We start from the raw sequence: 24021 nt of genomic DNA on the forward strand, positions 1-24021 counted from the left end.
CTCAATCGGCTTTTTTAGAGCTTAAATTTTTGGCGATACTGATTGGGTGATAATCCGGTTTGCTTTTTAAAAAAATGGTAAAAGTAAGCTTCACTGGAAAAGCCTAGTCGTTCTGCAATAAGCTGAACGGTCAAACTGGTCGTATTTAATAGCTGTTGAGCTTTTTGAGTTCGGATCATTTGAGCATAATTGGCCAGAGTCATTTTTGTTTGCCGTTTTAAGAGACGATTCAGATATTCAGGATTGTAGTGCAGTGTGGCTTCGATTTCTTTTCGAGAAATGTTACCAAAGCGGCTTTCAATCAAATGAATCACGCGATTAACAAGATAATCTTCTTTGGATAAATCCAGATCAATCCGCTGAAGTGAAAATTGATTGGTATTTTCCAGTGCATCCAACAGGCGCAAAATCAATCCTCGTTGAAAATAAGCACGGCCGATTTTTGAGGTAGCTACCTCTAGCTGCAAAGAATCAATGATGACATGAAAGCCTTCGCTTTGATAAGGCAAGCAGGGAGTAAACTCAATATAGCTGCGTTTCCATTGGGCATCAGATTGTAGATTTTGCTGTAAAAATTGAAAGATCGGACCTTCGCCAGAATCAATGGACAGTAATTCCTGAAGCAGCGCAGGCGATAAATTTAGAAAGACGACATTGCAGCCATCTGAAAGAATTTCCCGATGCAGAATCTGAGTATTCAATAGACAGCCTTCTCCTGCTTGAAAAATATATTCCTTCTCCTCAATACAGTTTGTTAATTCTCCCTTTAAAACATACATTAATTCAAAGTTTTGATTTTTATGCAACGCTTGATATTCTTCATTTTCAAAGGCAACAATTTTACCATCCTGAACTTTAGTATAAAGAATTTTTTCGCCGATTTTTTGTTTAAAGAAGATGGCGATCGGTGAATGGGTCCTGATTTGCGGGATGTCTGCATTGTCTGAATGAAGCTCAGAAAAAGGATCTTTTGCCATAAAGCACCTCCGAAAGGTTGAGAAATTATAGTAAACGGTTTCTTGAAGTCGGTATTTTTCATTATATCACAGAGACAAACGAACTAGAATAATGGATATCATAGGAGGGAAACAGATGCGAGAAAAGAAAAAAATAAATCAGCAATGGCTGTTTCATTACGGAGAAATCGGGATGCCTAAAAAAACAGCTAAAAAAGCCCACGCTTTAGGTGGATTGACCGCGCCGCTAATAGAAGAGGCTGGAGAATCTGTAACATACGGTGCAGGAGGCGAGCATTTTTTAAAACTGATTGCTAGAGGAGATGAGATTCAAGGATTAAAAAATTTAGCCGGAACCGATTTTGATTCTGGATTGGATCAAGAATGGCAAACTATTACGATTCCCCACGACTGGAAAATCAGTCAGCCCTATAAACAAGATCCAGAATTGCTTATATCTGGATCAAAGGAAGATGGGATTGGTTATTATCGGAAAACTTTCTCACTAAATGATGAGCTGATGAATCAAAAGCGCGTTATTTTGCATTTTGAAGGAGTGATGCGTTCAGCAGATGTTTGGCTAAATGGTGCCTATCTAGGCCAGAATACTAGTGGATACACAAGTTTTTCTTATGATATCTCTGAGATGGCCAGATATGGTAATGAAGGAGTTAATGTACTGCTGGTAAGAGTGGATACAACAACAGGAGCAGAAGGCTGGTGGTATGAAGGCGCTGGTATTTATCGTGACGTTTGGTTAGAGTTTGTACCATTGATCGCTTTTGATAGAGAAAATGCTTACGTCTATACAAAGGAGCTTCAAGAAACACAAACAGTTATGGGAGCTGAGGTTTGTATCGAGAATTACTCACAGGAGATAGTCGAGGTCTCGCCAGTGATCAGGATCGGTGAACAGCTGATCACGTTAGGAAAACAAACGATACAGCCCTTTGAAAAACGGAATCTTAAAGAAACATTCATTTTTCCTGCACCAATACTCTGGTCACCTGAAAATCCTCATTTATATGAAGCAGTTTTTCAAATGGAAACGGATGAGTGTCGTAAAAGCTTTGGCATTCGAACGTTCGCTTATGATTCACAAGGGTTTTATTTAAATGGGAATTTGTATGAACTGCGAGGTGTTTGCGAGCATCAAGATTTTGCTGGAGTAGGTGTAGCACTGAATCAGGATATCGTTGATTATAAAATTAAAACGATGAAGGAAATGGGTGTCAATGCCTGGCGCAGTGCTCATCATTTTGCTTCTGAGGAACTTATGGAGGCTTGCGATCGTTTTGGCATTCTTTTAATGAATGAGAACCGGTTGTTAGAGAGCACACCTTGGCGAATTACTGATTTGGAAAAAATGGTTAAAAAAAGCAGGATGCATGCTTCGATTGCGTTTTGGTCAGTAGCAAATGAGGAGGTCATCGGGAATACCAACCTTGGCAGCCGCATCGCTCACAAATTAGTTCGCTGTATCAAAGAAAACAACTATGAAAGCCTAGTTGTTTCAGCAGAACTACTTAATCCTGATGGTATAGTTAATGAAAGCTATCTAGCAAATTATGACGTACTGGGTGTAAATTATCCAGAAGCGGATGCAATGGGAACTGGTGCGATTAAAATCAAAGAGCAGTATCCAGAACTTACGATCATGAGTACGGAAAGTGCCTCCTATTTTTCTACTCGAGGCATTTATAAAGACAATGAAGAAAATTGTCAGTGCTCTAACCTTGGATCGCTATTTTCAATGATTTTACCTGGAAAGCGTCAACCTGGTGACTCCGGAGCAGGAGGGACCGCAACACCTGAAAAAGTTTTAAATTATCTATCTGAGCACCAATATATGGGGGGAGTTTTTCTTTGGACGGCGTTTGATTACTACGGCGAACCCTCTCCTTTTGGTTGGCCAGCTATTTCTTCTCAATTCGGTATCGCGGATTTGTGCGGCTTTCCGAAGGATTATTACTACTATTATCAAGCGAATTGGAAAAAAGAACCTGTACTTCATATTCTGCCTCATTGGAATGAAGAAGGCCTCGAGATCAATACGGATGGGATGATTGCTGTTCGTGTCTTCAGTAATGCCGATGAAGTTGAGATTTTTGTCAATGGAATAAGTTTTGGTAAGAAAATAGTTGTTGGCTGTATCGCTAATTGGGAAATTCCATATCAAGCTGGGGAAGTAAAAGCTGTAGCCTATGATGGAAATCAAATTATCACTGAAGCTAAGCATCAGACTAGTTCAACGATTCACTCGATCCGTAGTAAAAGAATTTTTGAAGGAAAAGAATACAGTCTTTTTGCTCTAGAGGCAGTGGATGATCAACAACGATTTGTTCCTACGGCAAATAATCAGCTAGCAATTTCTGTCGAAAATGGAGAAATTGTCGGATTAGCAAATGGAAATCCAACGAATCAAGATGCGTATAGTCTAGCTTGCGTTCGATTGTTCCAAGGAAAAGCATTAGCTATCGTGCGAACGGCTGAAGCAAGTGTTCAAATCAAAGCAACCATTCAAAAATAAAGTATGCAGCGGAAAAAGTATCTATGAAAAGACCACAAAGCGCATGAATTTTGCATATGGTTGTAGTACTTTTTCTAGCCTATACTTTAACTATCGTTTGAAAGCGTAAACAAAATATGAAGGAGTGCAATTATTATGAATAAGAAAAAATTATCTCTAGCATTAGGTATTTTAAGCATGAATCTATTATTGATGTCAGGCTCTGTTGTGGGTGCGGCAATTGCCGCAATTTCAAAATCATTCCCTCAAGAACCTATTTCTAAGGTACAAATGCTTAGTTCCATTCCTCAGCTTGGTCAGCTGATAGCTACCTTACTTTTCACTTGGTTAACCTATAAAATGACCAGAAAAAATATCGGCGTCATTTCAGTAGCTATCGTAGCAATTAGTGGCTTACTGCCAGTTTTTTATAACAGCAGTCTGAATATTATCTTAGCATGTATGATCGCTCTAGGTTTTGGGTTAGGATTAATCAGTAATGTTGGACCAGTTTTACTACAAGAACATTTTGATGGTGAAGAGCGTGCGGCGGTCATGGGCTGGGCGGTAGGCTTTAACAATTTAGGTATGATGGGCTTTACTGCGATCGGTGGTGTGTTAGGTAGTACGAATTGGCAAAACCTATTCTGGGTTTATGGAGCAGCGATTCTTATTTTAGTCGTTGTGTTAGTTTTAGTGCCCAAAGATCGAAAATTATCTGAAGAGGAAGTCTCTAACCAACGTTCAATCAGTTTTGGTAAAACGGTAAAAAGCTTGAATGGCTATGTTTATGTGATGCTGATCGTGACTTTTGTGACTTCGCTTTGCTTAATGATCTTTATGGCAAATCAATCGATTTTGCTAGCTTCAAAGGGGAACGGAACAGCATATACGGCAATGGTCACAGCATTAGGAAATGTTGGAGGAATTTGTACGGCCTTTGGATTGAAATACATTCGCAAAATTACTAGAACAGATACGATGGCCTGGGGCTTTGTGGCTTTCGCTTTATCTTATATTTGTATCGTCTTTTTCAATAATCCTGCGTTGCATATTGCTGGAAATATGTTCTCGGGAATGGGGATCGTTATGGTCAATGCGACGATTCCATTTGAATTATCCATTTTAGCTAATCATCAACAATTCCCGGTAGCTATTGCGATGAATACTCTGATTTCTTCTTTAGCCGGCTTCGCAGCACCAATGCTGCTTGCAGCAACCAAGATTTCAGCAGGAGCAAACTCTTATCTTGCTGGGATTGCCATTAGCGGCTTAATGGCTGTCGTATTATTGATTACTCGCTTAGGAAACCGCATCGAAAAAAAGTCCGGTGAAGCAACAGCAGCTAATACACAAAATGAAGGTGTGCAAGAAGCTTAAAAATATCTGTTTTCAAAATAGTATAAGAATAAACAGACTTTATTCGTAAGAAGAGGTCTGTTTTTTTAATGTCTAAAATACTTATCAAAATCCAAGAAAGAGCGTAAAACGGTAGATCTTTCACTTCTAGTTAAATGTCATAGTAAAGAAGAGAGTAAAAAGTAAATCAAATTCTTTATATTTCGGAATAACATTGAAGCTTATATCTACAATTTTTCCACTCATTTGCTTTTCTGGATAGGAATGGAAGAGCAGTCAAAATGTCGCAGTCACAGTATTTATTTGATGGAAAACTACTTCAAGCAAATTCCTCCAAAAAAATCATTGACATTATATATCAAAAATCCTAGAATGTACCTATCGGTATAACGTTATATGACGTTATATATAAAGAGGAGGATTTTTATGGATGTGAAAAAAGTAGTTGCTGAGATTGTTAAGAAGAATGGAGGAGAACTGTCAGGAATTTATTTTGTCGCTTGCGGAGGGTCTTTAGTAGATATGTATGTTGCGGATTATTTCATGAAAACCGAAGTTTTGAAAACGAATACAGGGTTATATACGGCAAATGAATTTGTCCATGTAGTTCCCAAACGACTAGATGAAAACGCTGTGGTTATTCTATGTTCCCATGGCGGAAATACGAAAGAAACCGTCGCAGCAGGTGAAGTTGCACAAAAAAGAGGTGCAATTACGATCGGTTTAACGCATAATAAAAATGCTGAATTATTGAAGGTTTCAGACTACAGCTTCCTTTACGAATGGGGAGATGGCGCGAAGGTGCTAAATAATCCAATGGCGATTATTTTAGACTTAACTGTTTCATTAATCAATGCAGCAGAAGGCTATGAAGCTTATGAAAAGTTCCGCGAAGGGATGACGATTATTGACACTGTTGTTGATAATGCAAAAAAACAGGTCCAAGATCGGATCAAAGTTTTCGCTGACAAATATCAGGATGAAACAATGTACTATATCTTAGGCAGCGGACCAAGCTATGGGCATGCTTATGGTTTTTCAATTTGTTCATTGATGGAGATGCAGTGGTTAGATTCGACTTCCGTACATTCCGGCGAGTTCTTCCATGGGCCGTTTGAGGTAACTGACAGAGATACGATGTTTATCCTGTTAATGAGTCAAGGGCGTACGCGAGCACTGGATGAGCGGGCAAAAGTCTTTCTTGACAAGTACGCTAACAAGGTGGAAGTTGTAGATGCAAAAGAGTTAGGCTTAGATTTGATTCCGGATGAGGTCTCAGAGTTCTTTAATCCAATTTTATTTTATAGTGTATTATCGGAATACCGTTCTGCATTAGCAGATAATCGTAATCATGATTTAGATGTTCGACGTTATATGGGAAAAGTTGACTACTAGGAGGAATAAACATGAAGGTTTTAGGTTTAGGAGATAATGTTGTTGATAAATATGTAAACCTTGCAATCATGTATCCTGGGGGAAATGCTCTAAATTTTGCTGTCTTTGCCAAAAAACTTGGTCAAGACAGCAGCTTTATGGGTGTTTTTGGTTCGGATGCAGAAGGAAAGCACGTGGTATCAGCTGTTAAAGACTTAAGCATTGACTATAGTCATTCGCGGTTTGAAACAGGTGAAAATGGTTGTGCACGAGTAGAGATCAAAGAAGGGGACCGCATTTTTTTAGGAAGTAATGAAGGCGGTGTCACACGGGAGCATCCGATTGAATTGACACAAGAGGATCGCGAGTATTTGACTCAATTTGAATTGATCCATATGGGTTTATACAGTCACGTAAACCATCTACTAAATGAGCTATGTGATTTTCCGGCAAAGGTTTCTTATGACTTTTCAGATGACTTTACCGAAGAAGAAATTTTACGCGCGATCGACAAGGTCGATTTCGGTTTCTTTTCCGTCAGTCAGTTAACAGATCAAGAAACGAAAGATTTTTTGAAAAAATATTTTTCTTCCCGTAATGAAGTATTGGTTGCTACCAGAGGGGATAAAGCGGCTATCGCCTATGATGGTCAGAAGTATTATGAAGTGGTGCCGGTCTTAAGAGAGCCCATGGATACAATGGCTGCTGGCGATTCCTTCTTAACCGCGTTTTTGATTCACTACCTAAACGGGAACGACATTTCTACTGCGATGAAACGCGGCAATGAATTTGCTGGTGAATCCTGCATGATCAAAGGTTCTTTTGGCTATGGAGTTTCTTACGAGTAGCTTGTTTTATCAAAAGGCATTTGATACTCTAACTAGGAGATACAATCCAGAAAAGCGAGGATCAGTCTATGTTAGATGCAGATGCACAATTACCATTATATGAACAATTAAAAGAAGTGATTAAAAGTAAAATTCGAGATGGAGAATACAAGGAGAATGAAAAGATTCCGCCTGAGCCAGAATTAACTGAAGCCTATTCAGTTAGTCGGATTACTGTCCGCAGGGCAATTCAGGACTTGGTAAAAGAAGGCTATTTGATCAAGAAGCAGGGAAAAGGGACCTTTGTAAACCAGCATAAGGTTTTTCGTAAAATTGAGTATGTGACAGGCTTTACTGAAAGCTGTCTGGCGAATGGTTTTACACCTACTAGTCAGCTTTTGGAGAGGAAAATAATCTCTGCTACTCCTGAACTTGCGGAAAAGCTGCAGCTAGCTGTTGGGGATGAAGTGATTTACACTCAGCGTAAACGGATGTCTGATGGCATGCCAATCTTACTGGAAAATAATTACTTCGACAAAAAACGATTTGAATCGCTATTGACTGCAGATTTAACAGGCTCTCTTTATCAACTTTTGGCAAAACAAGAGATATTAGCGATCAATCCAGGTGAGACGACACTTGAGTTAGCGATTGCTGATGACCAATTGGCGAAAATAATGGAAGTAGGAATTGGTACCCCGTTCTTTTATGTGAATACCTTGATAAATGATCAAAATCAACAGCCTATTCATTTAGGATACCAATACTATCTAGGTGAGGTCTACAAGTTCAGCCTATAATTCTCCAATAACAGGAGTGGGCGACATGCGAAAAATTCTTCGTTCTAATTACATTTTCGATGGAGAAAACTCTCCCTTCAAAGGCTATATCGCTTTTAGCGGAGAGAAAATTAAAGAAATAAAGAAAGATTGGTCGTATCAGCATTTGCTTGATGATCAAACAACAGTACTTGAATACGATGATTATTTCATCATGCCAGGATTACACGATAATCATGTGTTTTTTAGCGGTTATTTAAGCATGCACGCGGGGATTGACTTAGCAGAAACAAGCTCAGAACTAGAGGCTTTGCAAAAAATTAAAGAAGTACTTGACCTAAAAAAAGCTGAGCCCATCTACGCGTATGGCTGGTCACCGCAGGTTTGGGGAGGATTGCCTACTCAAGATTTACTGGAGCAGCTTGATTATCAGGGACCCATTACGGCAATTGCCTGTGATCGTTCTTATTGCTGGATGAATCGACAGGCGAAAGAGCGTTATGGCTTCAATGAAACAGAAACAAGTGCGGAAAGCCGTTTTCGTTTGATTAAAGAGATGCTATGCAATCAAGAACTAGTCCAAAAAGTTTATCATGAATTTGAACAATTATTGTTTTCAAGAGGTGTGGTGTCGATCAAAGAAATTGTTTTTGATGATGCTGAATTCTTGAAGCAAATAGAAGCACGAAAATTGGTTACACACTTTTATCTTCAATCCGTAGAGCAGCCAATTGATGTGCGACTAGTTGAACAATATAAAGAAGAGCCATTTCCTGCAAAGATAACCTTTGGTGGAATCAAGATTATGGTCGATGGTGTGGTTGCAGATGAAACTGGAGATATTCTAGGAACATATTCTTCTGGTAAAAAAGGCCCTGAGATCGATTATCAAGTGATTGCTGATGAAGTAGAAAGATGGAATCAATTGGCTGTTCCATGCTGTTTAACTACAGAAGGGGATCGAGCGGGATTAGAGGCTGCCAAAATTCTTAACCATTATGGAAAGCGCTTACCCGGAGGCGTGTATAATTCTATAAGTGATCTAGAGATGATCACAAAGGAAATGGTGAGAGAGATGGCAGAAGGAAAAATCATTGCTGAGATTTATCCGCAGATACTGGGGTTAAATCCCTCCTATCAGGAGGCCTACATGACTGAAGTTATCAGAAATGAGAAGAAAGCCTTTTTCAATTATCAATTATTGCGAGAAGCTGGTGTTTCAATAACTAGTGGAACTGACTTACCGCTTTTTATCACCAATTTACCTGAATCAATCGTTCGAGCCTGTTTTCGGCGTTTCCCGCATGGAAATGAAACGTGGCAACCAGAAAAAGGGCTGACAACAATAGAATTATTGCAAAGCTTCACCAAAAATGGATTTGCGGCTAATGGTAAGGAAGGTTACGGTGTTCTTCAAGTAGGGAAATCAGCGACATTTGCCATTTTTGATCGTGATTTGACACAAACTGTCTGTGAGGAAGTTGCTGACGCTAGGACCATCATGACTTATTTGGATGGTGTAAAGGTTTATGAAAAAGTGTAAATTTTGATATAACGTTATGATACGATATAAGGAGTGTTAAACTAGATGGAACTTAAGAAAAAGAAGTTTGTTTTTCCCCATAGCTATACCTTGATCTTCCTTTTGATTATTGTTGCAGCCCTGTTAACATGGTTCATTCCCAGTGGTCAGTTTAAAACAATCGTAGAAACGATTAATGGGATGGAAAAAACAACTGTTGTTCCAGGAACCTATCATCAAATTGATAAGGCCGGCTACGGACAAGGGATCGGTGCCATATTAGAAGCTCCAGCTGCTGGTGTGATCAACGCAGTCGAAGTGGTGGCGTTTGTCTTGATTGTTGGTGGCGCTTTTGGAATTATTTTAAAAACAGGAGCGGTGGATCGGGGATTATTTACCTTAGCTCAATCTTTGGGGGATAAAGGGATCTTGGTGATTCCACTTTCCATGATCCTATTTAGCTTGGGTGGTTCGACTTTTGGTATGAGTGAAGAAGTTATCCCGCTATTCGCCGTTTTTGTCTCACTAATGTTTTCACTAGGATTTGATTCTATGACGGCGATTTTGATTCTCTTTTTAGGTACTCAGGCGGGGTATATTGGTTCGACTATCAATCCCTTCAACGTTCTGATTGCCCAAGGAGTAGCAGATGTCCACGGAAATCCACTGTTGATCTATCGAGTAATTTGCTGGGCAGTTATAACAGCGATCTCGATCATTTTTACGATGCATTATGCAAAAAAAGTTAAGGCAAATCCTGAATCTTCCATTGTCTATAAGAATGATCAAAGAGTGAAGCACAAATTTCAAAACTTTGAAGTTGATAAGCCTTTTAGTATGAGTGATAAGTGGATCATTGGTGGATTTATTGTTGGATTGATGATTATGATCTGGGGAATTATTTCGCAGGGCTGGTATATGGTCGAAATTTCTGCATTGTTTGTAGGAATAGGCTTGTATGCAGGAATTGTAGCTAGATTTAATCAAAAGCAGATTGCAGAAGCTTTTGTTGAAGGCTGTGCTGACTTTGCCTATGCGGCAGTAATTATCGGTCTTGCTCGCGGTGTATTAGTCATTTTAGAAAACGGAATGATCATAGACACAATCTTGAACTGTTTAGCCAATCTATTAGGAGGCTTGCCGAAATTCATGTTTTCAGCTATTTTATTAGTTGCTCAAGTGATTGTGACTTTCTTTGTACCTTCCTCTTCTGGCGCTGCAGCATTAACGATGCCTGTTATGGCACCACTTGCTGATTTGGTTCATATTAATCGAGATGTTGTCGTTTTAAGTAATCAGTTCGGTAATGGTCTAATGAATTTAATTTCACCAACTGGTGGAGTTTTATTAGCGGGATTAGCGATTGCTGAAATCAATTTCTCTAAATGGTTAAAGGTTGGATCGAAGATTTTTGTGATTTTATTCGTTGCTTCAGCTATCCTGTTGTATATAGCCACATTGTTATAAAAAATCTAGAATAATTAAAAACATTTCAAGTGATATAATCATTCAATTAGTCCCTTACGATAGTAAAACCGTAAGGGACCTTTTGTTTTTAGTGAATTTTGTTGGAAATTTTTTCATTAAGCAAAAAGCAATTTTATCCTATTTAGTATTACTTATTTGTTTTGTCTAAACACATACTTTATAGATTGTCTCAATAGTATTTATTTTATAGAAGAAATCTGTTATTTTGAATATAGAGGACAATGCTTTTTTATTTGTTCAGAGTTGTTCTTTTAGTAGAGGCTTTCTTTAATCATTTATTGAAGGAGCAATCAAAAAAGGTATTTGTCTTTAAAACTTAATAACCGTCAATCAACAACTAGGAAAAAGGTGAAATTCCTTTACAGTCCCTTTCTACTGTAATGCATCATGCAAAGTCAGACACTAGTGTGGATTGATTCGAACAAGCAATATCAGGGTCGTTTGTTTCATTGGTTTTTTTGGACACCCATGATTTCTGGGTGTCTTTTTGTTTAATAAACCTAAGGGGATGAGGAAATGAAGAAAAGAAATTTATTTTTTGCACTTTTTGTAAGTTTAATGCTTTTTAGCGGCTGTACGCCAAAATCAGCAGATTCTACAGATAGTAGTATGGCGGAGGAAAAAGTGTCAAGTAGTGAAAAATCAGAAGAAAAAGCAAGTATCACTTTATTAGATGGAGATAAAGAATTATCCAAAAAGGAAATCTCATTTAAAAAAGGGCAAAATCTATTTGATGTTTTAAAGGAAAATTATTCGGTTGAAGATGATGACGGGATGATCACTTCACTTGACGGACATTCGCAGGACGCTAAAAATAATAAGTATTGGGTTTTTACAATTAATGATGAACAAGTAAATTCAGGAGCAAAGGACGTTACACTAAAAAAAGACGATCGAGTGGTGTTCAAGCTTGAACAATTCTAGTCGAACTATTTATTCTACCCTCACATTAGGGGTGAAGGAATTAAGCTTGCTATCTATGCTTGTTGCTTTATGTGTGGTCAGTCGGACTTTTTTTCAGTTCATTGTTAATGTGCAGCCGGTTACAGCAATATTATTAATTATCACCATCTATTGGGGAACTTATCAAGGGTTATTGGTTAGTCTGCTTTCTATTCTGATCACAAATTTTTATATGGGAATGGGCGTTTGGACAATTGCTCAAGTAGTGACCTATTTTTTAATCATTTTCTTGACGGGACTGCTCAAAAGAGTTCCGCAATTTAGAAAGAGCATTCTGATACAAGCGATTTATGCCGGAATCACAGGATTGTTATTTGGTTTTTTCATATCAGCAGTTCAAGCGCCATTTTTAGGTATTTCAGCATTTTTACCGTACTATTTAGCTGGAATTCCTGTTGATACGATGCATGCTGTCGGAAACGTTGCTTTCTATTTGTTATTAACGCCTGTTTTGAAAAAACTATTAACAAAAACGATTCAGAGATGGTATAAGCAAAATAGCAAATGAATAAAAGAATAAATGATAGATAAGATATACTTCAGGTGATTACTCATCTCAGGTATATCTTATTTTGTATTACTTTATGACCGTGAGCTAAAAAATGTCTTTATCTATCGGGTGTAAGCTACAATATAAGTGTATCGAATAAATTATACAGGAGGGATTTTTGATGAAGGTTATTGTATTAGGATCTTCACACGGCGGCTATGAAGCAGTCGAAGAGTTACTGTTGACTCATCCCAAAGCGGAAGTGCAATGGTACGAAAAGGGCGACTTTATCTCGTTTATGGGATGAGGCACGCAAATGTATCTCGAAGGAGTCGTGAAAGACGTAAATTCAATTCGTTACATGACAGCCGAAGAGATGGAACAACGCGGGGTTCGCGTTTTTACCAATACTGAAATTACCAAAGTAATACCTGACAATCACGAAGTCGAAATTTTGGATCATGTTAGCGGTCAAACACGTAAAGAAACGTATGATAAATTGATTTTAAGTCCAGGGGCAAATCCGTTTGTCTTGCCAGTTCCTGGCCATGGATTTGAAAACATAGAAACAATGCGCGGTCGTCAAGATACGATCGATTTGAAGTTGCATTCGGTTGATCCAGCTATTCAAAATGTTGTCGTCGTGGGTGGCGGTTATATCGGGATCGAAGCCGCAGAAGCCTTTGCGAAGGCTGGAAAAAATGTGACACTTGTAGATATCATCACCCGACCATTAGGTGTGTATCTTGACCAAGAATTCACCGATATTCTAGAAAAAGAAATGACAAACAACGGTATGAACCTAGCGATGGAAGAAAAAGTCGTTGAATTTGTCGGTGAAAATGGAAAAGTTACTAAAGTTGTAACCGATAAAGGAGAACATCCAGCTGAACTAGTTGTTATGTCGGCTGGTGTAAGACCCAATACAGCTTGGCTAAAAGGTGCTGTGGACATGCATCCAAATGGGATGATTAAAACCGATGAATATATGCGGACAAGCGCAGAAGATGTCTTTGCAGTCGGTGATGCGACGTTAATTCAATACAATCCTGGACAAACGACCGTGAATATTGCGCTAGCGACAAATGCACGACGTCAAGGGCGTTATGCTGTGAAAAATTTAGAAGAAGCAAACTATCCATTTCCAGGGGTACAAGGTTCATCTGCGTTACGGGTGTTTGATTACAAATTTGCTTCAACCGGTTTGAATGATCAGATGGCAGAACGGCTAGAGATTAAAACAAAATCAGTTTTATTGGATCAAGATACATTGATGGATTTCGTTCCGGCAGATCTGAAAGAACGGATGCTGTTTAAATTGGTTTATGATCCTGAGACCTATGCAATCTTAGGAGCACAAATTATGTCGAAAAAAGATTTAACAGCGAACATCAATGCAATTTCGATCGCGATTCAAACGAAATTTACGATCGAGCAGTTAGCTTACGCGGATTTCTTTTTCCAACCGGAGTTTGATACGCCGTGGAACTTGCTTAATATGGCTGGGTTAAAAGCTCTTCGTCAGGAAAATAAAGCGTAATTTCCAGGTATTCTTTTAAAATAGATGTCATAAAAAAATGACAATAGACCACTGAAAAATGGCAAATCATTTTCAGTGGTCTTTTTAAGTTGTATAAGAAAAACACTTTTTCGATAATCCTACAAGCATGTACCAATAATCAAGCGAGAAAATTCAATTAAAAATTATACAAAATAGAAAAGAAGTAGGAGGTCTAAAATGGATTATCATATTTTGCTTTCTCAAAGAAATAAATGATTCAACCTATGAACGAAAATAACTCGCGTTTTTTAAACATAGGATTAAAGATTAAATGGTTCAAATAAACTAGGAAGATTACTAGGATTCTATAGATAATCCCTGATAATAATTATTCTATTTTAAAGTTATTATATGAAGTTTTTTTGCAAGTCTTAAAGTCATTTTTTTGAGCACTTTTGAAAATTATATTAACAACAAATGATATGTCCTGTATCGTATTAAGTGTAGAGAACAGTGTATAGAAAATATTTTTTAGAAAGGTGTTTATAAAATGATTAAATTATTTAGCTCATCTAGTTGTGCTTCTTGTAGAAAAGCAAAGTCTTGGTTGAAGGATCAAGGTCTGGAGTTTGAAGAAAGGAATATCCTTGCTGAACCACTGTCGCGAGATGAAATCAAAGAAATATTATCGCTAACAGAAACGGGTACAGAAGAAATTATTTCGACACGTTCGAAAGTTTATTCAAAATTAGCTATCGATTTTGATGACATTTCATTTAATGAGTTGGTGGCAATTGTTGAGGAAAATCCAAGTTTGTTAAGACGTCCAATTATCACGGATGATTTGAGACTGCAAATTGGTTTTAATGAAGATGAAATCCATCAGTTTATCCCACGAGAAATTCGCAGAATCGCCTCGAGAAGAATGACTGAGGTTTTAATTCAGATGGATTTAGAAAATAAACGTTATGCATAAGCGAATTTTTTTCATTTATAAAACATTCGATTGCTTCTGTGTTTCATGAATGGATATAATCAGCCGACACCTGCGACTGTATTCGTTGTAGGTGTTATCATTTCATTTTGTCTTCTATTAAAATTGAGATAGTGTAGCTTTAACTAATTTAAAATAGCGAGAAACTTATAAAGTAAGAAAAATAATTCTCCAAATGTTGGGGAGGGTAGAGATGACTACAGAATTTGAAAAGAAAGCAGTTGATCGTATGCTACAGGCGGGTATAAGCCTACAGCACATTCAATTGCAAAAGAGAGTTTTGTTTCAAGATACGGAAATAGAAAATTATTATGACAAAGTAGAAAATAGTGAGAGTCCTAGCAAAAACGTCCCCGTGCAAAAAATTGTTGCGGTAAAATCAAATAGAGCTTTCGAAGGAAAATCTATTTATGATCTTTTTATGGGATTAGCAAATGAGGATAGAGAAACTGAGAAAATTGAAGAGAACTTACATTCATTAGAAGAAAATGGCCTCGAAGCTCAACAAGCTTTTTATTCAGGAAAAATTAATCTTGAAGGGGCTGATCGCATCAAATTTAACCATTATCAGGAAGATGATTGCTATGTTCTCCAAAATGAGGGGATTCATCGGGTGATCTCTGCTAAAATGTTCAACGCTCCGGTAATGTCTGGAGTTGTTACCAACTATAAGTTGAATAAGGAAAAGAAAAAAATGTATGACGAATATAATTCTTTAAAAGATATCTTACGTCTTACAGATATTAAAGGATTTACCCTGGATTTATTCCAAGAAAAAAAGAATCCTAAAAAAAAAAGTGAATAAAGAAACCGATCTTACCATTTAGCTCAATGGCGAGATCGGTCTTTTTTACATATATCCCTCGGCTTCTTTTCGCGTCAGCCAGAAATGAATGCCGCCAGTAGAATCCGCCCAGCGATTGGGATTGAAATTTTCTGCGACTACATATTCACCTACACGATAAACAAAATTTCCATCCACATATGAGACAGCTTCGTCATAGTCTTCGTTCGTATACATGTCCTTGATTGTCAGAACTTTTGCCTTGTCACAGCGGCAGCAGGTATTCGTTGCAGAGGTTCTGCGGGCATCAGCGGGAATCAGTAATTGAACGATCCGAAAATCAAAGCACTTTTTATAACCAATGAATGGTCCTTCAGCGGGACAATAAAGGTCAAAAAATTTTGTTCTTTCATCATGGATGATATCAGTCAAATCAGCGTGCTCCAACATGGCAAAATAGAGATTTGCGCCAGAAATATCTGCTCCGCGCAGGCTGCTGTCTTGGAAATCAGTTCCTTGTAAAGATGCATCTTCAAGAATAGCTTCTGAAAAATCACAATCAATACATAAACAGTTGCTCAAATTTGCACCAGTCAGATCTGCGTTTGAAAAATCTACTTGTTCAAAGGTCATGTCATGAAAATTAGCCTGTTGCAGCTTACGAAATGAGTAATCGTGATTTTTCAGCGTAGCATTCATGAAAATCCCGTCCTTTCTCAGCGGTCGTGTCTATCACTATTCTAGCATCTCCTCGAATTGGAGACTATCGATTCCAACCGATTCTTTTATAAATTGATCCAATATACTTGGACTTCATTCCCATCATCGTGGATAAACTCTTTCTCCAGAATACCCCCATTTTTCAGAATCGTCTTAGCTGAAGGGATATTTTCTTTGTAGCAGGCGACCATCACTTTTTCAAGTCCTAACATTTTACAGTATTCTAACCCTAAGCGCAAAATTTCTGTAGCGTAGCCTTTTCCACGCTCGGTAGGTCGTACACCAAAGCCAATATGTCCGCCAAATTCTCGTAGAAATTCATTTAGGTCATGGCGAATATCGATCGTTCCTATGACTTTTTGATCATTTTCTCGTATGGCAATCAAGGTGGTGGAAACAACCCAATCGGAAGTAACAGTTGCTTTATCAGATTGTTTGTTCAAATGAGCTAACCAAGCGCTATAGCTTTCCATTTCTGTTAGCAGCGAGGAACCGTGCAGTGAATCCTCACCAACAGAAAAATGTTCTTCTGTATAATCTTGAATAGCTGCTTCATGATTTTTTTGTGGTTGAACCAAATTGATTTTTTTCATATACTTCACCTCTTTGACTTTGCTTCTTGTTGTTAGTTTAGCATGATTCAGCGGTCTGAAATAGTCCATTTTATAATGAAAATCACTTGACCTTCACCTGAAGTTGAATGTTAGGATGATAAAAAAGGAGGGAGCGGCATGTGGACGATTAAGGAATTTTCAAAACTGACTGGAGTTTCACCAGTTGCACTGCGTTATTATGACAAAAAAGAAATTTTGTCCTCTCGACGTATGGAGAATGGGTATCGTTATTATGATCAAGAGGATCTACTGATCGTAAAAAATTTAGTTTTACTGAAGTTTGCAGATTTTTCATTAGAGGATATCCGAATAGTCACTTCCTTATATAACGAACCTGAAGGGCAAGCGTGCAATGATAAGGCAAATGAGGTGTTGCAACGCAATTTGAAAGAAATGAAGGAACGAATCAGGCTGACTCACCAAATTATCGAAATCTTGGAGGATGTTATGCCGCTTTTCGAAAATCACGAACTGTATAAACTAAATCAAGCAGTGCTCAATCAAAGAATTGAACTGATTTTTGAACAAATCCAGACTAGGAAATAAGGAGAGGGAGCCAATGTCAAAGAAGGTGAGAATGATACTGTTGATAGGTTTAGCCGTACTTGTGCTAGTAGGCGGGTTTGGTATATTCTATTACAAACGATTTCTCGATTATAAGCAGGCTGTACAAGCAATCACCATCCGTGAACCTGATCTGACTCAGCTTGAGGACGGCGAGTACGTCGGAGTACACGATGTAGATTTTATTCGCGCCAAGGTTAAAGTCGAAGTGAAGGATCATCGCTTTCAAACAATAAAGATTCTGGAGCATTACAATGACCGTGGAAAAAAGGCAGATGTATTACCAGAAAAAATAGTGGAACAGCAAAAGGTCACAATAGATGCCATTTCTGGAGCGACCAACTCGAGCAAAGTCATTCAAAAGGCAGTTGAAAAAGCATTAAATAATAACTAAAAAGATCGAATCCAGGCGGATTCGATCTTTCAGGCTGTAGACAAAGTCCATTTTATGGATGATATTTTACAGTCTTTTCTTTTATAATTTAATCAACATTGAAGCCTACAACATTGTACCAATGACGATCATTATAATCCATACGATAGCGGTCATAAGAAAATCCGGACAACGCATAGCCTAACATCATCAATATAATACCGGCACCTATCAGATAAGTAGCAAGCTTTGGAATTAAGTGCTTTGATTTCATACTTGGACCACCTTTCTTTGGAAAATATTGCGGCGAATGATACGCATTAAGCTGCGATGCATATTCATGAAGACAGCGCTAAATTTGTAAGTCAACCACATACATAATAGACCGAAGCCAAATAGGAACATTCCTGCACCCAGCTGAGTAACCCCCATAAAGAATGAATCGAAGAGAACAAATGGACTAGTGAAAGCCGCAGCAACACCGCCGATAATCGTTCCGCCTGCTAAACAAGCTCCTGTAAATGGAATACACCAGATAACGATATCGATACTTAAAAGTATGAGAAATGCTGCGAGTGCCAAACTGCCCCATAATGGAAATCCGAGGACTAACAAAGTGATCCATAGCCAGTTAAATTTACGGGGAACGCGAACTTCTGTTGGGATGCCGGCCGCTTCATAAGCTAACTGCTTAGGATCGCCCAATTTTTTGACAGCGGCTCGTTCAGAGTACCCATCCTCCATTAAATCCAAAATCATTTCATCGTAATATTCAATCAAGCGATGGACTTCGCTAGGTCTGACTTCATAAGCTAAATGATTGCTCAATTCCTTTATAAATTCCACTCGATTCATTCTTCAACACTCCTTTTAATATAATTGTGAACGGCTTCTACGTCGTTCCATTCCTGTAAAAATTTCTGAATACTGGCAAAACCTAGATCTGTTAACTGGTAATACTTTCTCAGACGTCCATTATGGACTTTAGAATAAGTCGATACTTTTTTATTCGTTTCCAGCCTTTTTAAGATCGGGTAAAGCGTCGATTCGGTAATCTCAAGCTGTGGATGGATCTCTTTAACGATTTGATAGCCGTAGGAATCAATCTCCACTAATGAGGCCAAAACACAATACTCAATCAAACCTTTTTTCAATTGACTATCCATCAACAACACCTCTCTATACGTTATACTATACATTACATAGTATAGAGGGACTATAGGACTTTAGGCGTATTTTGCAAAAATTTACACGGTAGATTGAGAATGATAGGTAAAATGAAAAGCTTCATTAGAATGGGACTTTAGCTTTCAATTACCATCAAAATTAAGTGAACCGCAGCAATGATTCCAGCAGAGTTAATTATTGCTAGTGACCAAAAACCAGTCAGCTGATTATTAGGGTGCTTCCTAAAAAGAAAATGTAGGAAAAGATGGCAAATGATAAAAATATCAACGATATACAGGATGGCCATATTGTTTAATAGAAGAAAAAAGAGTACGAGTGCATACAGCAGAATGTGGGGTAAGGTAAAGACCAAATAGGCAGTATTTTCAGGAAGATCATTTAAAAAGATAAACATTTTCCATTCTTTATGACGAACGGCATCCATTTCATGGGTTAGCAACAAACCTAGTTCAAGTGCAAAAAGGCCATTTATTAAGTTTGTCATGATTTCACCTCGTTTTCATTTCTTTTACTTTGTCTTTATCACTATAGCATAGAGAAGACAGGGGAAAAGGAAGAAAATATAAGTTAAAGCTTTTGTAGCGTTATCGAGTGTTTAAGATCTTATTCTCATGAATAATCTACAAAAATAGTACGATAGAGTAGTGCAAAGACTTTTTTCGCGTATTGATTAATCTCGTGGAGTATTTCTGATCGTCGTAATTACGATGTTTTACGCTATCGAGAAAATAAAAAAAGAAAATATAATCGAGGCATTACGGGATGACCTAACCTAAGTGCATCAGAATTTGATACACTTATAAAAAAGGAGTGTGCCTAGATGACAGTAAGTAATTCTTTTGAAACATTTGCCAGAGAAGCAACAGAATATCAAAAAGCTTTTAATGAAATGATCCATTCATGGGGCGAAATTAGTGTATTAGATGATAAAACACAGCATTTATCGTATCTCGCAGTTTTAGCATCGACAGGGAAAACCAGTGGCTTGCCGTTTCATGTTATGCTTGCCAAAAAAGCAGGAGCATCACGAGAAGAAATAATCAGTGCAGTTATGGTTGGCTTACCAGCAGTAGGAAATGAAGTGATCAATGCTTTGCCCGCAGCACTGGAAGCATTTGACAAAAATTAGAAAAACTGGGATGGCAAATGCCTTCCCAGTTTTTTATCGAGGATCAATTTCCTTTAGTGCTTTTTCTGGAACCTGATCACGGCGCACTTCTTCATAGGTCTCAACATGAGCCCCCTTATTGGTCAATTTCAAGTAACGGTCTGTTTTTAGTTCGGAAATTCCATTAAATTGAATCGTTCGTGTCTTTCCATCTTTGTTTGCTGCGAGTTGTTCATAACTGGCTGTTCCGTAGCCGTTGACAGAGTGAGGTTTAGTTGTTTTCACATAAAGCTCACTTTTAGGAACTAAAGGATTTAACTGGTCAAGGGTTCCAGCAACTTCGCTAGAAGAATTCTTTGAGTAAAGCATCGCTCCAAATAACAGAATGAAGATTCCTAAAATAACCCCAAGTATTTTTTTTATCATAAATTGATTAATCGTCCTTTCAAACTTGATACATTTAGCATAACAAGTTTCCTGGCTTTAAAAATCAGGCGAGGGACCTATCTGGAACTAACAAAACTGTCACAATAGCTGAGGGAAATATCTAATATTGAAGAAGCCAGTATGAGTGAGTATACTTAAGTGAAGAAGAAATGTCGGTAAAAGTTCAAGTGCTGTTGCGATGGAACACACAATTAATTAGGAGGAAAATATGAAGTTTTTTCTAGACACAGCGAATATTGAAGAGATTGAACGGATCAATCAGCTCGGCTTGGTAGACGGTGTCACAACGAATCCGACGATCATTGCAAAAGAGGGGAAAGATTTCGAAACGGTCATCAAAGAAATTTGCAAAATTGTCAGCGGACCAGTCAGCGCAGAAGTTACCTCATTGGACAGCGAAGGAATGATTAATGAAGCGCGTGAAATCCATCAATGGGCAGAAAATATTGTGGTGAAAATTCCAATGACAGAAGCTGGACTAAAGGCTGTTCACACGATTTCGCAAGAAGGGATCAAAACTAACGTTACCCTGATCTTTTCAGCGGCACAAGGATTGATGGCTGCCAAAGCAGGTGCTACCTATGTTAGTCCTTTCATCGGTCGGTTAGATGATATTGCTTCTGACGGCATTCAGCTAGTGAGTGATTTAAGAGAAATTTTTGATAGTTATGATTTTGATGTGGAAATCATCGCAGCCAGCGTTCGAAATCTTGGACACGTTGAAGCGGCTGCCTTAGCAGGCTCAGACATTGCGACGATTCCTGGAAATCTGTTTCCAAAGTTATGGAGCCATCCATTAACGACGAATGGGATTGCACAGTTTGAAGCTGATTGGCAAGCATATCAAGAAAAACAAAAATAAAAAAATCAGTGAGGGGAAGAATGTTAAAATTCCCGCTCACTGATTTTTTATTATTTTTTACGATTGCGGCGAATCATGATAAACGCGATGACTACCAAGATGATGACACCAGCTACAGTAAGCCAGGTTCTTCTTTCTTCACCTGTTTTTGGTAAGAAGCCGCCCTTATCGTCTTTTTTGTCGTTATCGTTTTTTGCTGGGGCGTTGTTTTCAGCACTTTGCGTTGTTGAAGTGGTTGTTGAACTCTCTGTCGTTGATGTTTCAGTTGTACTAGAGCTGGTTGCCCCATTACGCACATCATCTTTTTCTGCATATCGACTGATCCAAGCGATGATACCTGGGAAGAAGTCGCCTTCAGTACCGATCATTTTTTCTTGGATTGGCGAAATGTACTTTAAGACATTCGTCAATTCCTGATTGCTCATTTGGCGAATCGGCATGAAAGAACTGTTGCTAGGGTACAGTGCTGCCAAATAAGCTTGCAGGCTGTCAATTTGATCAATCATTTCAAGAGCATTCGTGTAATTACTCGGATTGTAATTCATAATATTTTCTATTTTATCCCAAGACAGGCTTTTATCCTTATACAAAGCTTGCAGGATACGTGCATACCCGCCAACATCTAAACCATAAGTATCGGTACCAATTCGCTCACAAAGTGTCATGGCATTCAATAGCTGCTGATCGGTGTAACCATCTACTTCACTAGATGAGATGATGCTTTTCATTGATTCACCTTTTAACATTTCACGAATCTTATTAGTATCGTATTCGCTACCAATCGGATCACTGCTTTTCTTTACACCTGTTTCTTTTTCAATTTGGTCAATCGTATCATCTTTCGCTTGCTGAATATCTTTTACCTCACTGTTTTCAGTAGCACTAGCCGAAGTTGATTCTGTAGTGTTTTCAGAGTCGACTGTTGCACTATTTTCAGCGGGAGTTGTTTGCTCAGTTGCGGCTGCTGGGGAATTGTACGCTGCAGTGGTACTTTCAGTTTCGGCATTTGCACTAATGGGGAAGAGAATGAATAACGATAAAGCAAAAAAAAGTTTTTTCAAAGTAATCACTCCTAATAATTTGTCTATATTTCGTAATATTATTGTAACATAAGAAATATATCTGTAAAGAAAAAGTTGAGAACTTTGACAAATTTATTTTGCAGGGCGATAACCTGCCTTTTTCGCTTCTTCGATTGTTTTAAACCAAGCCCGCGGATTGGTTGTATTCTCATAATATTTACTGCCAGGCAGGTGATAGACACCGCTTTTCGAGCCTTTTATCAGGCCTTTTCCATTTTTATCGACATATTCTTTCTCGTTGGAGACAGACTCTGAAGTTGAAGAAGGGGAGTTCACTTCTGTCGTGCTTGTACCATCTGCATAATTGAGAGTTACACCGTTTTGAACATTGAAAATATAAACATTGAAGTGGATCTCATCATCTCCGATTGATTGAGCCATCATGTGAACGCCGCGGGCTAAAAGTTCATCACCGCGAAAAACGGGAACGACGGAATAGCGAACATAGTTTTTCTTGCTTTTTTCCAAATAGTATTTGATATCCATCTCGAAACGCAGCATTTCTGGACTGTTCAACTGACGAGTTCCGGTAATTAAATTTTTCCAGTTGGCATTTTGCCCGGTCAATTGATAACCGATCAAATGTGACCGATTGAATAGGTATTGACCATTGATTTTTTTGTTGTGCCAACCAGTGGGCGTCACACTGGAAATTTCACCACGTTTCTCCGTTGGCATCAGTTTCTTATTCAGCAATGCCTCGGCGTCTGTTGCACGATTCAAATGATCTAAGTCGCCATATTTTTCCCACGGTCCATTTTTGGTTGAGAGCTCCTCTTTAGAAAAGGTTGGATTATTCTGGTTGATATCGATGGTCTGTGTGCCTTCATAATTTAGCTGAGCCAAATCCTCTTCAGGCGGTACAACTTGAGTTTGCTTTTGTGTTGTTTGCGGTGTATTTGATGCTGGTTGTTGAAGCTGTTCTTTTGCGCTGTACACAGCGAAACTAGCTGCCGCAATTACGATCGCAGCAACTAGTTTGGTTTTCTTTGACAAGGAAATTGCTCCTATTCTTTCTGTAAATTAAGTAATGTAGCCTTGCTTATTCAGGTGCACCGATGATTTTAATATATTCATCTGGATTCATAATCTCAAAATGTTTGGCTACCAATTGATTCCGTTTGTTGCGGCGACCTTCAATGTGGATCATATATTTATTTTCCGGTAAACGAAAAACGTAACTGGATAAATAACGGTCTTTGATTAAAACTTCCGTCTTGTTTTCACCATCGCTCATGATCAATAAGGACATCATGATCGGCTTTTCTTGCAGTAAAATCGTCTTTTCTAATAAGCCGCGATATTCTTCCAAAAAATCACTTCCTTTTTAATTTAAATGTATAGCCTAATTTTAGCATTTTTAAGCAATTAATGCTTTGATAACGAAATGATTAAAAGGGCGGATTTTATAATGAACTTAGCCACTTAAGACAATAAAAAAACGTCATTGCCCAATTTCATGTATTATTGAAGTTCTCACACAATCAATAAAGGATGAACGGACAATGACGCAAATC

General features: G+C 38.2%; 27 protein-coding genes. 16 read left to right on the plus strand and 11 right to left on the minus strand.

Features of this window, described 5'->3' with window-relative positions; translation table 11 throughout:
* Positions 1-14: 14 nt before the first annotated feature.
* The gene (locus KQI58_RS07745; RefSeq protein ID WP_216407943.1) at positions 15-977 is read right to left on the minus strand and encodes a helix-turn-helix domain-containing protein; all 963 of its coding nucleotides are present in this window, start codon (positions 975-977) and stop codon (positions 15-17) included.
* Between the two features lie 115 nt (positions 978-1092).
* Here KQI58_RS07745 and KQI58_RS07750 point away from each other — a divergent pair, with 115 nt between their 5' ends.
* From KQI58_RS07750 to KQI58_RS07810, 12 genes are all read left to right on the plus strand, one after another.
* Positions 1093-3486 carry a sugar-binding domain-containing protein gene (locus KQI58_RS07750; protein ID WP_216407945.1) on the plus strand — a complete coding sequence of 798 codons (2394 nt, stop codon included), beginning with the start codon at positions 1093-1095 and terminating at the stop codon, positions 3484-3486.
* Between the two features lie 135 nt (positions 3487-3621).
* Positions 3622-4845, plus strand: coding sequence for an MFS transporter (locus KQI58_RS07755; protein ID WP_216407947.1), 1224 nt, complete (start codon positions 3622-3624; stop codon positions 4843-4845).
* A gap of 405 nt (positions 4846-5250) precedes the next feature.
* On the plus strand, positions 5251-6219 hold the full coding sequence (locus tag KQI58_RS07760; protein WP_216407949.1) for an SIS domain-containing protein: 969 nt from the start codon (positions 5251-5253) through the stop codon (positions 6217-6219).
* Between the two features lie 11 nt (positions 6220-6230).
* Positions 6231-7046 (plus strand): fructoselysine 6-kinase, encoded by an 816-nt coding sequence (locus KQI58_RS07765; RefSeq protein WP_216407951.1) that lies wholly within the window; start codon positions 6231-6233, stop codon positions 7044-7046.
* A 68-nt stretch (positions 7047-7114) separates the two neighbouring features.
* Positions 7115-7825 (plus strand): GntR family transcriptional regulator, encoded by a 711-nt coding sequence (locus KQI58_RS07770; protein ID WP_216407953.1) that lies wholly within the window; start codon positions 7115-7117, stop codon positions 7823-7825.
* Between the two features lie 25 nt (positions 7826-7850).
* Positions 7851-9347, plus strand: coding sequence for an amidohydrolase family protein (locus KQI58_RS07775; protein ID WP_216407955.1), 1497 nt, complete (start codon positions 7851-7853; stop codon positions 9345-9347).
* A 45-nt stretch (positions 9348-9392) separates the two neighbouring features.
* On the plus strand, positions 9393-10793 hold the full coding sequence (locus KQI58_RS07780) for a YfcC family protein (protein WP_216407957.1): 1401 nt from the start codon (positions 9393-9395) through the stop codon (positions 10791-10793).
* A 537-nt stretch (positions 10794-11330) separates the two neighbouring features.
* Positions 11331-11738 carry a DUF4430 domain-containing protein gene (locus KQI58_RS07785; RefSeq protein WP_216407959.1) on the plus strand — a complete coding sequence of 136 codons (408 nt, stop codon included), beginning with the start codon at positions 11331-11333 and terminating at the stop codon, positions 11736-11738.
* Positions 11725-12285 (plus strand): ECF transporter S component, encoded by a 561-nt coding sequence (locus KQI58_RS07790; protein WP_216407961.1) that lies wholly within the window; start codon positions 11725-11727, stop codon positions 12283-12285. The genes KQI58_RS07785 and KQI58_RS07790 overlap by 14 nt, the downstream gene beginning before the upstream one ends.
* Positions 12286-12448: 163 nt before the next feature.
* On the plus strand, positions 12449-13807 hold the full coding sequence (locus KQI58_RS07800) for an FAD-dependent oxidoreductase (protein ID WP_253295835.1): 1359 nt from the start codon (positions 12449-12451) through the stop codon (positions 13805-13807).
* Positions 13808-14318: 511 nt separating this feature from the next.
* On the plus strand, positions 14319-14744 hold the full coding sequence (locus tag KQI58_RS07805; RefSeq protein ID WP_216407965.1) for a Spx/MgsR family RNA polymerase-binding regulatory protein: 426 nt from the start codon (positions 14319-14321) through the stop codon (positions 14742-14744).
* A gap of 211 nt (positions 14745-14955) precedes the next feature.
* Positions 14956-15567, plus strand: coding sequence for a hypothetical protein (locus KQI58_RS07810; protein ID WP_216407967.1), 612 nt, complete (start codon positions 14956-14958; stop codon positions 15565-15567).
* A gap of 45 nt (positions 15568-15612) precedes the next feature.
* On the opposite strand, the gene KQI58_RS07815 is transcribed toward KQI58_RS07810, so the two are convergent.
* A complete protein-coding gene (locus KQI58_RS07815; protein ID WP_216407969.1) occupies positions 15613-16245 on the minus strand; it encodes a pentapeptide repeat-containing protein in 633 nt (210 codons plus the stop codon).
* A gap of 86 nt (positions 16246-16331) precedes the next feature.
* The gene (locus KQI58_RS07820; protein WP_216407971.1) at positions 16332-16859 is read right to left on the minus strand and encodes a GNAT family N-acetyltransferase; all 528 of its coding nucleotides are present in this window, start codon (positions 16857-16859) and stop codon (positions 16332-16334) included.
* A 138-nt stretch (positions 16860-16997) separates the two neighbouring features.
* Between KQI58_RS07820 and KQI58_RS07825 the strand changes: the two genes are divergently transcribed.
* Together KQI58_RS07825 and KQI58_RS07830 are read left to right on the plus strand one after the other, a co-directional pair.
* Positions 16998-17426, plus strand: coding sequence for a MerR family transcriptional regulator (locus tag KQI58_RS07825; protein ID WP_216407973.1), 429 nt, complete (start codon positions 16998-17000; stop codon positions 17424-17426).
* 13 nt (positions 17427-17439) lie between these two features.
* Entirely contained in the window at positions 17440-17838 is a 399-nt protein-coding gene (locus tag KQI58_RS07830; protein WP_216407975.1) for an FMN-binding protein, read from the plus strand.
* Positions 17839-17926: 88 nt separating this feature from the next.
* Here the strand turns inward: KQI58_RS07830 and KQI58_RS07835 are convergent, their stop codons facing one another.
* From KQI58_RS07835 to KQI58_RS07850, 4 genes are all read right to left on the minus strand, one after another.
* The gene (locus KQI58_RS07835; RefSeq protein ID WP_216407978.1) at positions 17927-18091 is read right to left on the minus strand and encodes a hypothetical protein; all 165 of its coding nucleotides are present in this window, start codon (positions 18089-18091) and stop codon (positions 17927-17929) included.
* Positions 18088-18672: a DUF1700 domain-containing protein gene (locus KQI58_RS07840; protein WP_048722093.1), complete on the minus strand. Its 585-nt coding sequence runs from the start codon at positions 18670-18672 to the stop codon at positions 18088-18090. The genes KQI58_RS07835 and KQI58_RS07840 overlap by 4 nt, the downstream gene beginning before the upstream one ends.
* The gene (locus tag KQI58_RS07845) at positions 18669-18983 is read right to left on the minus strand and encodes a PadR family transcriptional regulator (RefSeq protein ID WP_216407980.1); all 315 of its coding nucleotides are present in this window, start codon (positions 18981-18983) and stop codon (positions 18669-18671) included. The genes KQI58_RS07840 and KQI58_RS07845 overlap by 4 nt, the downstream gene beginning before the upstream one ends.
* A 137-nt stretch (positions 18984-19120) precedes the next feature.
* On the minus strand, positions 19121-19489 hold the full coding sequence (locus tag KQI58_RS07850) for a DUF6713 family protein (RefSeq protein ID WP_216407982.1): 369 nt from the start codon (positions 19487-19489) through the stop codon (positions 19121-19123).
* A 336-nt stretch (positions 19490-19825) separates the two neighbouring features.
* On the opposite strand from KQI58_RS07850, the gene KQI58_RS07855 reads away from it, so the two are divergent.
* Positions 19826-20134 (plus strand): carboxymuconolactone decarboxylase family protein, encoded by a 309-nt coding sequence (locus KQI58_RS07855; protein WP_216407984.1) that lies wholly within the window; start codon positions 19826-19828, stop codon positions 20132-20134.
* 33 nt (positions 20135-20167) lie between these two features.
* On the opposite strand, the gene KQI58_RS07860 is transcribed toward KQI58_RS07855, so the two are convergent.
* Entirely contained in the window at positions 20168-20539 is a 372-nt protein-coding gene (locus KQI58_RS07860) for a YxeA family protein (RefSeq protein ID WP_216407986.1), read from the minus strand.
* 229 nt (positions 20540-20768) lie between these two features.
* On the opposite strand from KQI58_RS07860, the gene fsa reads away from it, so the two are divergent.
* Positions 20769-21422: a fructose-6-phosphate aldolase gene (gene fsa / locus KQI58_RS07865; RefSeq protein WP_216407988.1), complete on the plus strand. Its 654-nt coding sequence runs from the start codon at positions 20769-20771 to the stop codon at positions 21420-21422.
* Between the two features lie 50 nt (positions 21423-21472).
* Here the strand turns inward: fsa and KQI58_RS07870 are convergent, their stop codons facing one another.
* The 3 genes from KQI58_RS07870 to KQI58_RS07880 all read right to left on the minus strand — a co-directional run bounded on the left by KQI58_RS07870 (position 21473) and on the right by KQI58_RS07880 (position 23816).
* A complete protein-coding gene (locus tag KQI58_RS07870; protein ID WP_216407990.1) occupies positions 21473-22483 on the minus strand; it encodes an LPXTG cell wall anchor domain-containing protein in 1011 nt (336 codons plus the stop codon).
* A gap of 93 nt (positions 22484-22576) precedes the next feature.
* On the minus strand, positions 22577-23500 hold the full coding sequence (locus tag KQI58_RS07875) for a DNA/RNA non-specific endonuclease (RefSeq protein ID WP_216407992.1): 924 nt from the start codon (positions 23498-23500) through the stop codon (positions 22577-22579).
* A 46-nt stretch (positions 23501-23546) separates the two neighbouring features.
* On the minus strand, positions 23547-23816 hold the full coding sequence (locus tag KQI58_RS07880; RefSeq protein ID WP_016178166.1) for a hypothetical protein: 270 nt from the start codon (positions 23814-23816) through the stop codon (positions 23547-23549).
* Positions 23817-24021: the final 205 nt, after the last annotated feature.

This window comes from Enterococcus raffinosus, from assembly GCF_018917525.1.
GTDB lineage: Bacteria > Bacillota > Bacilli > Lactobacillales > Enterococcaceae > Enterococcus_A > Enterococcus_A raffinosus_A.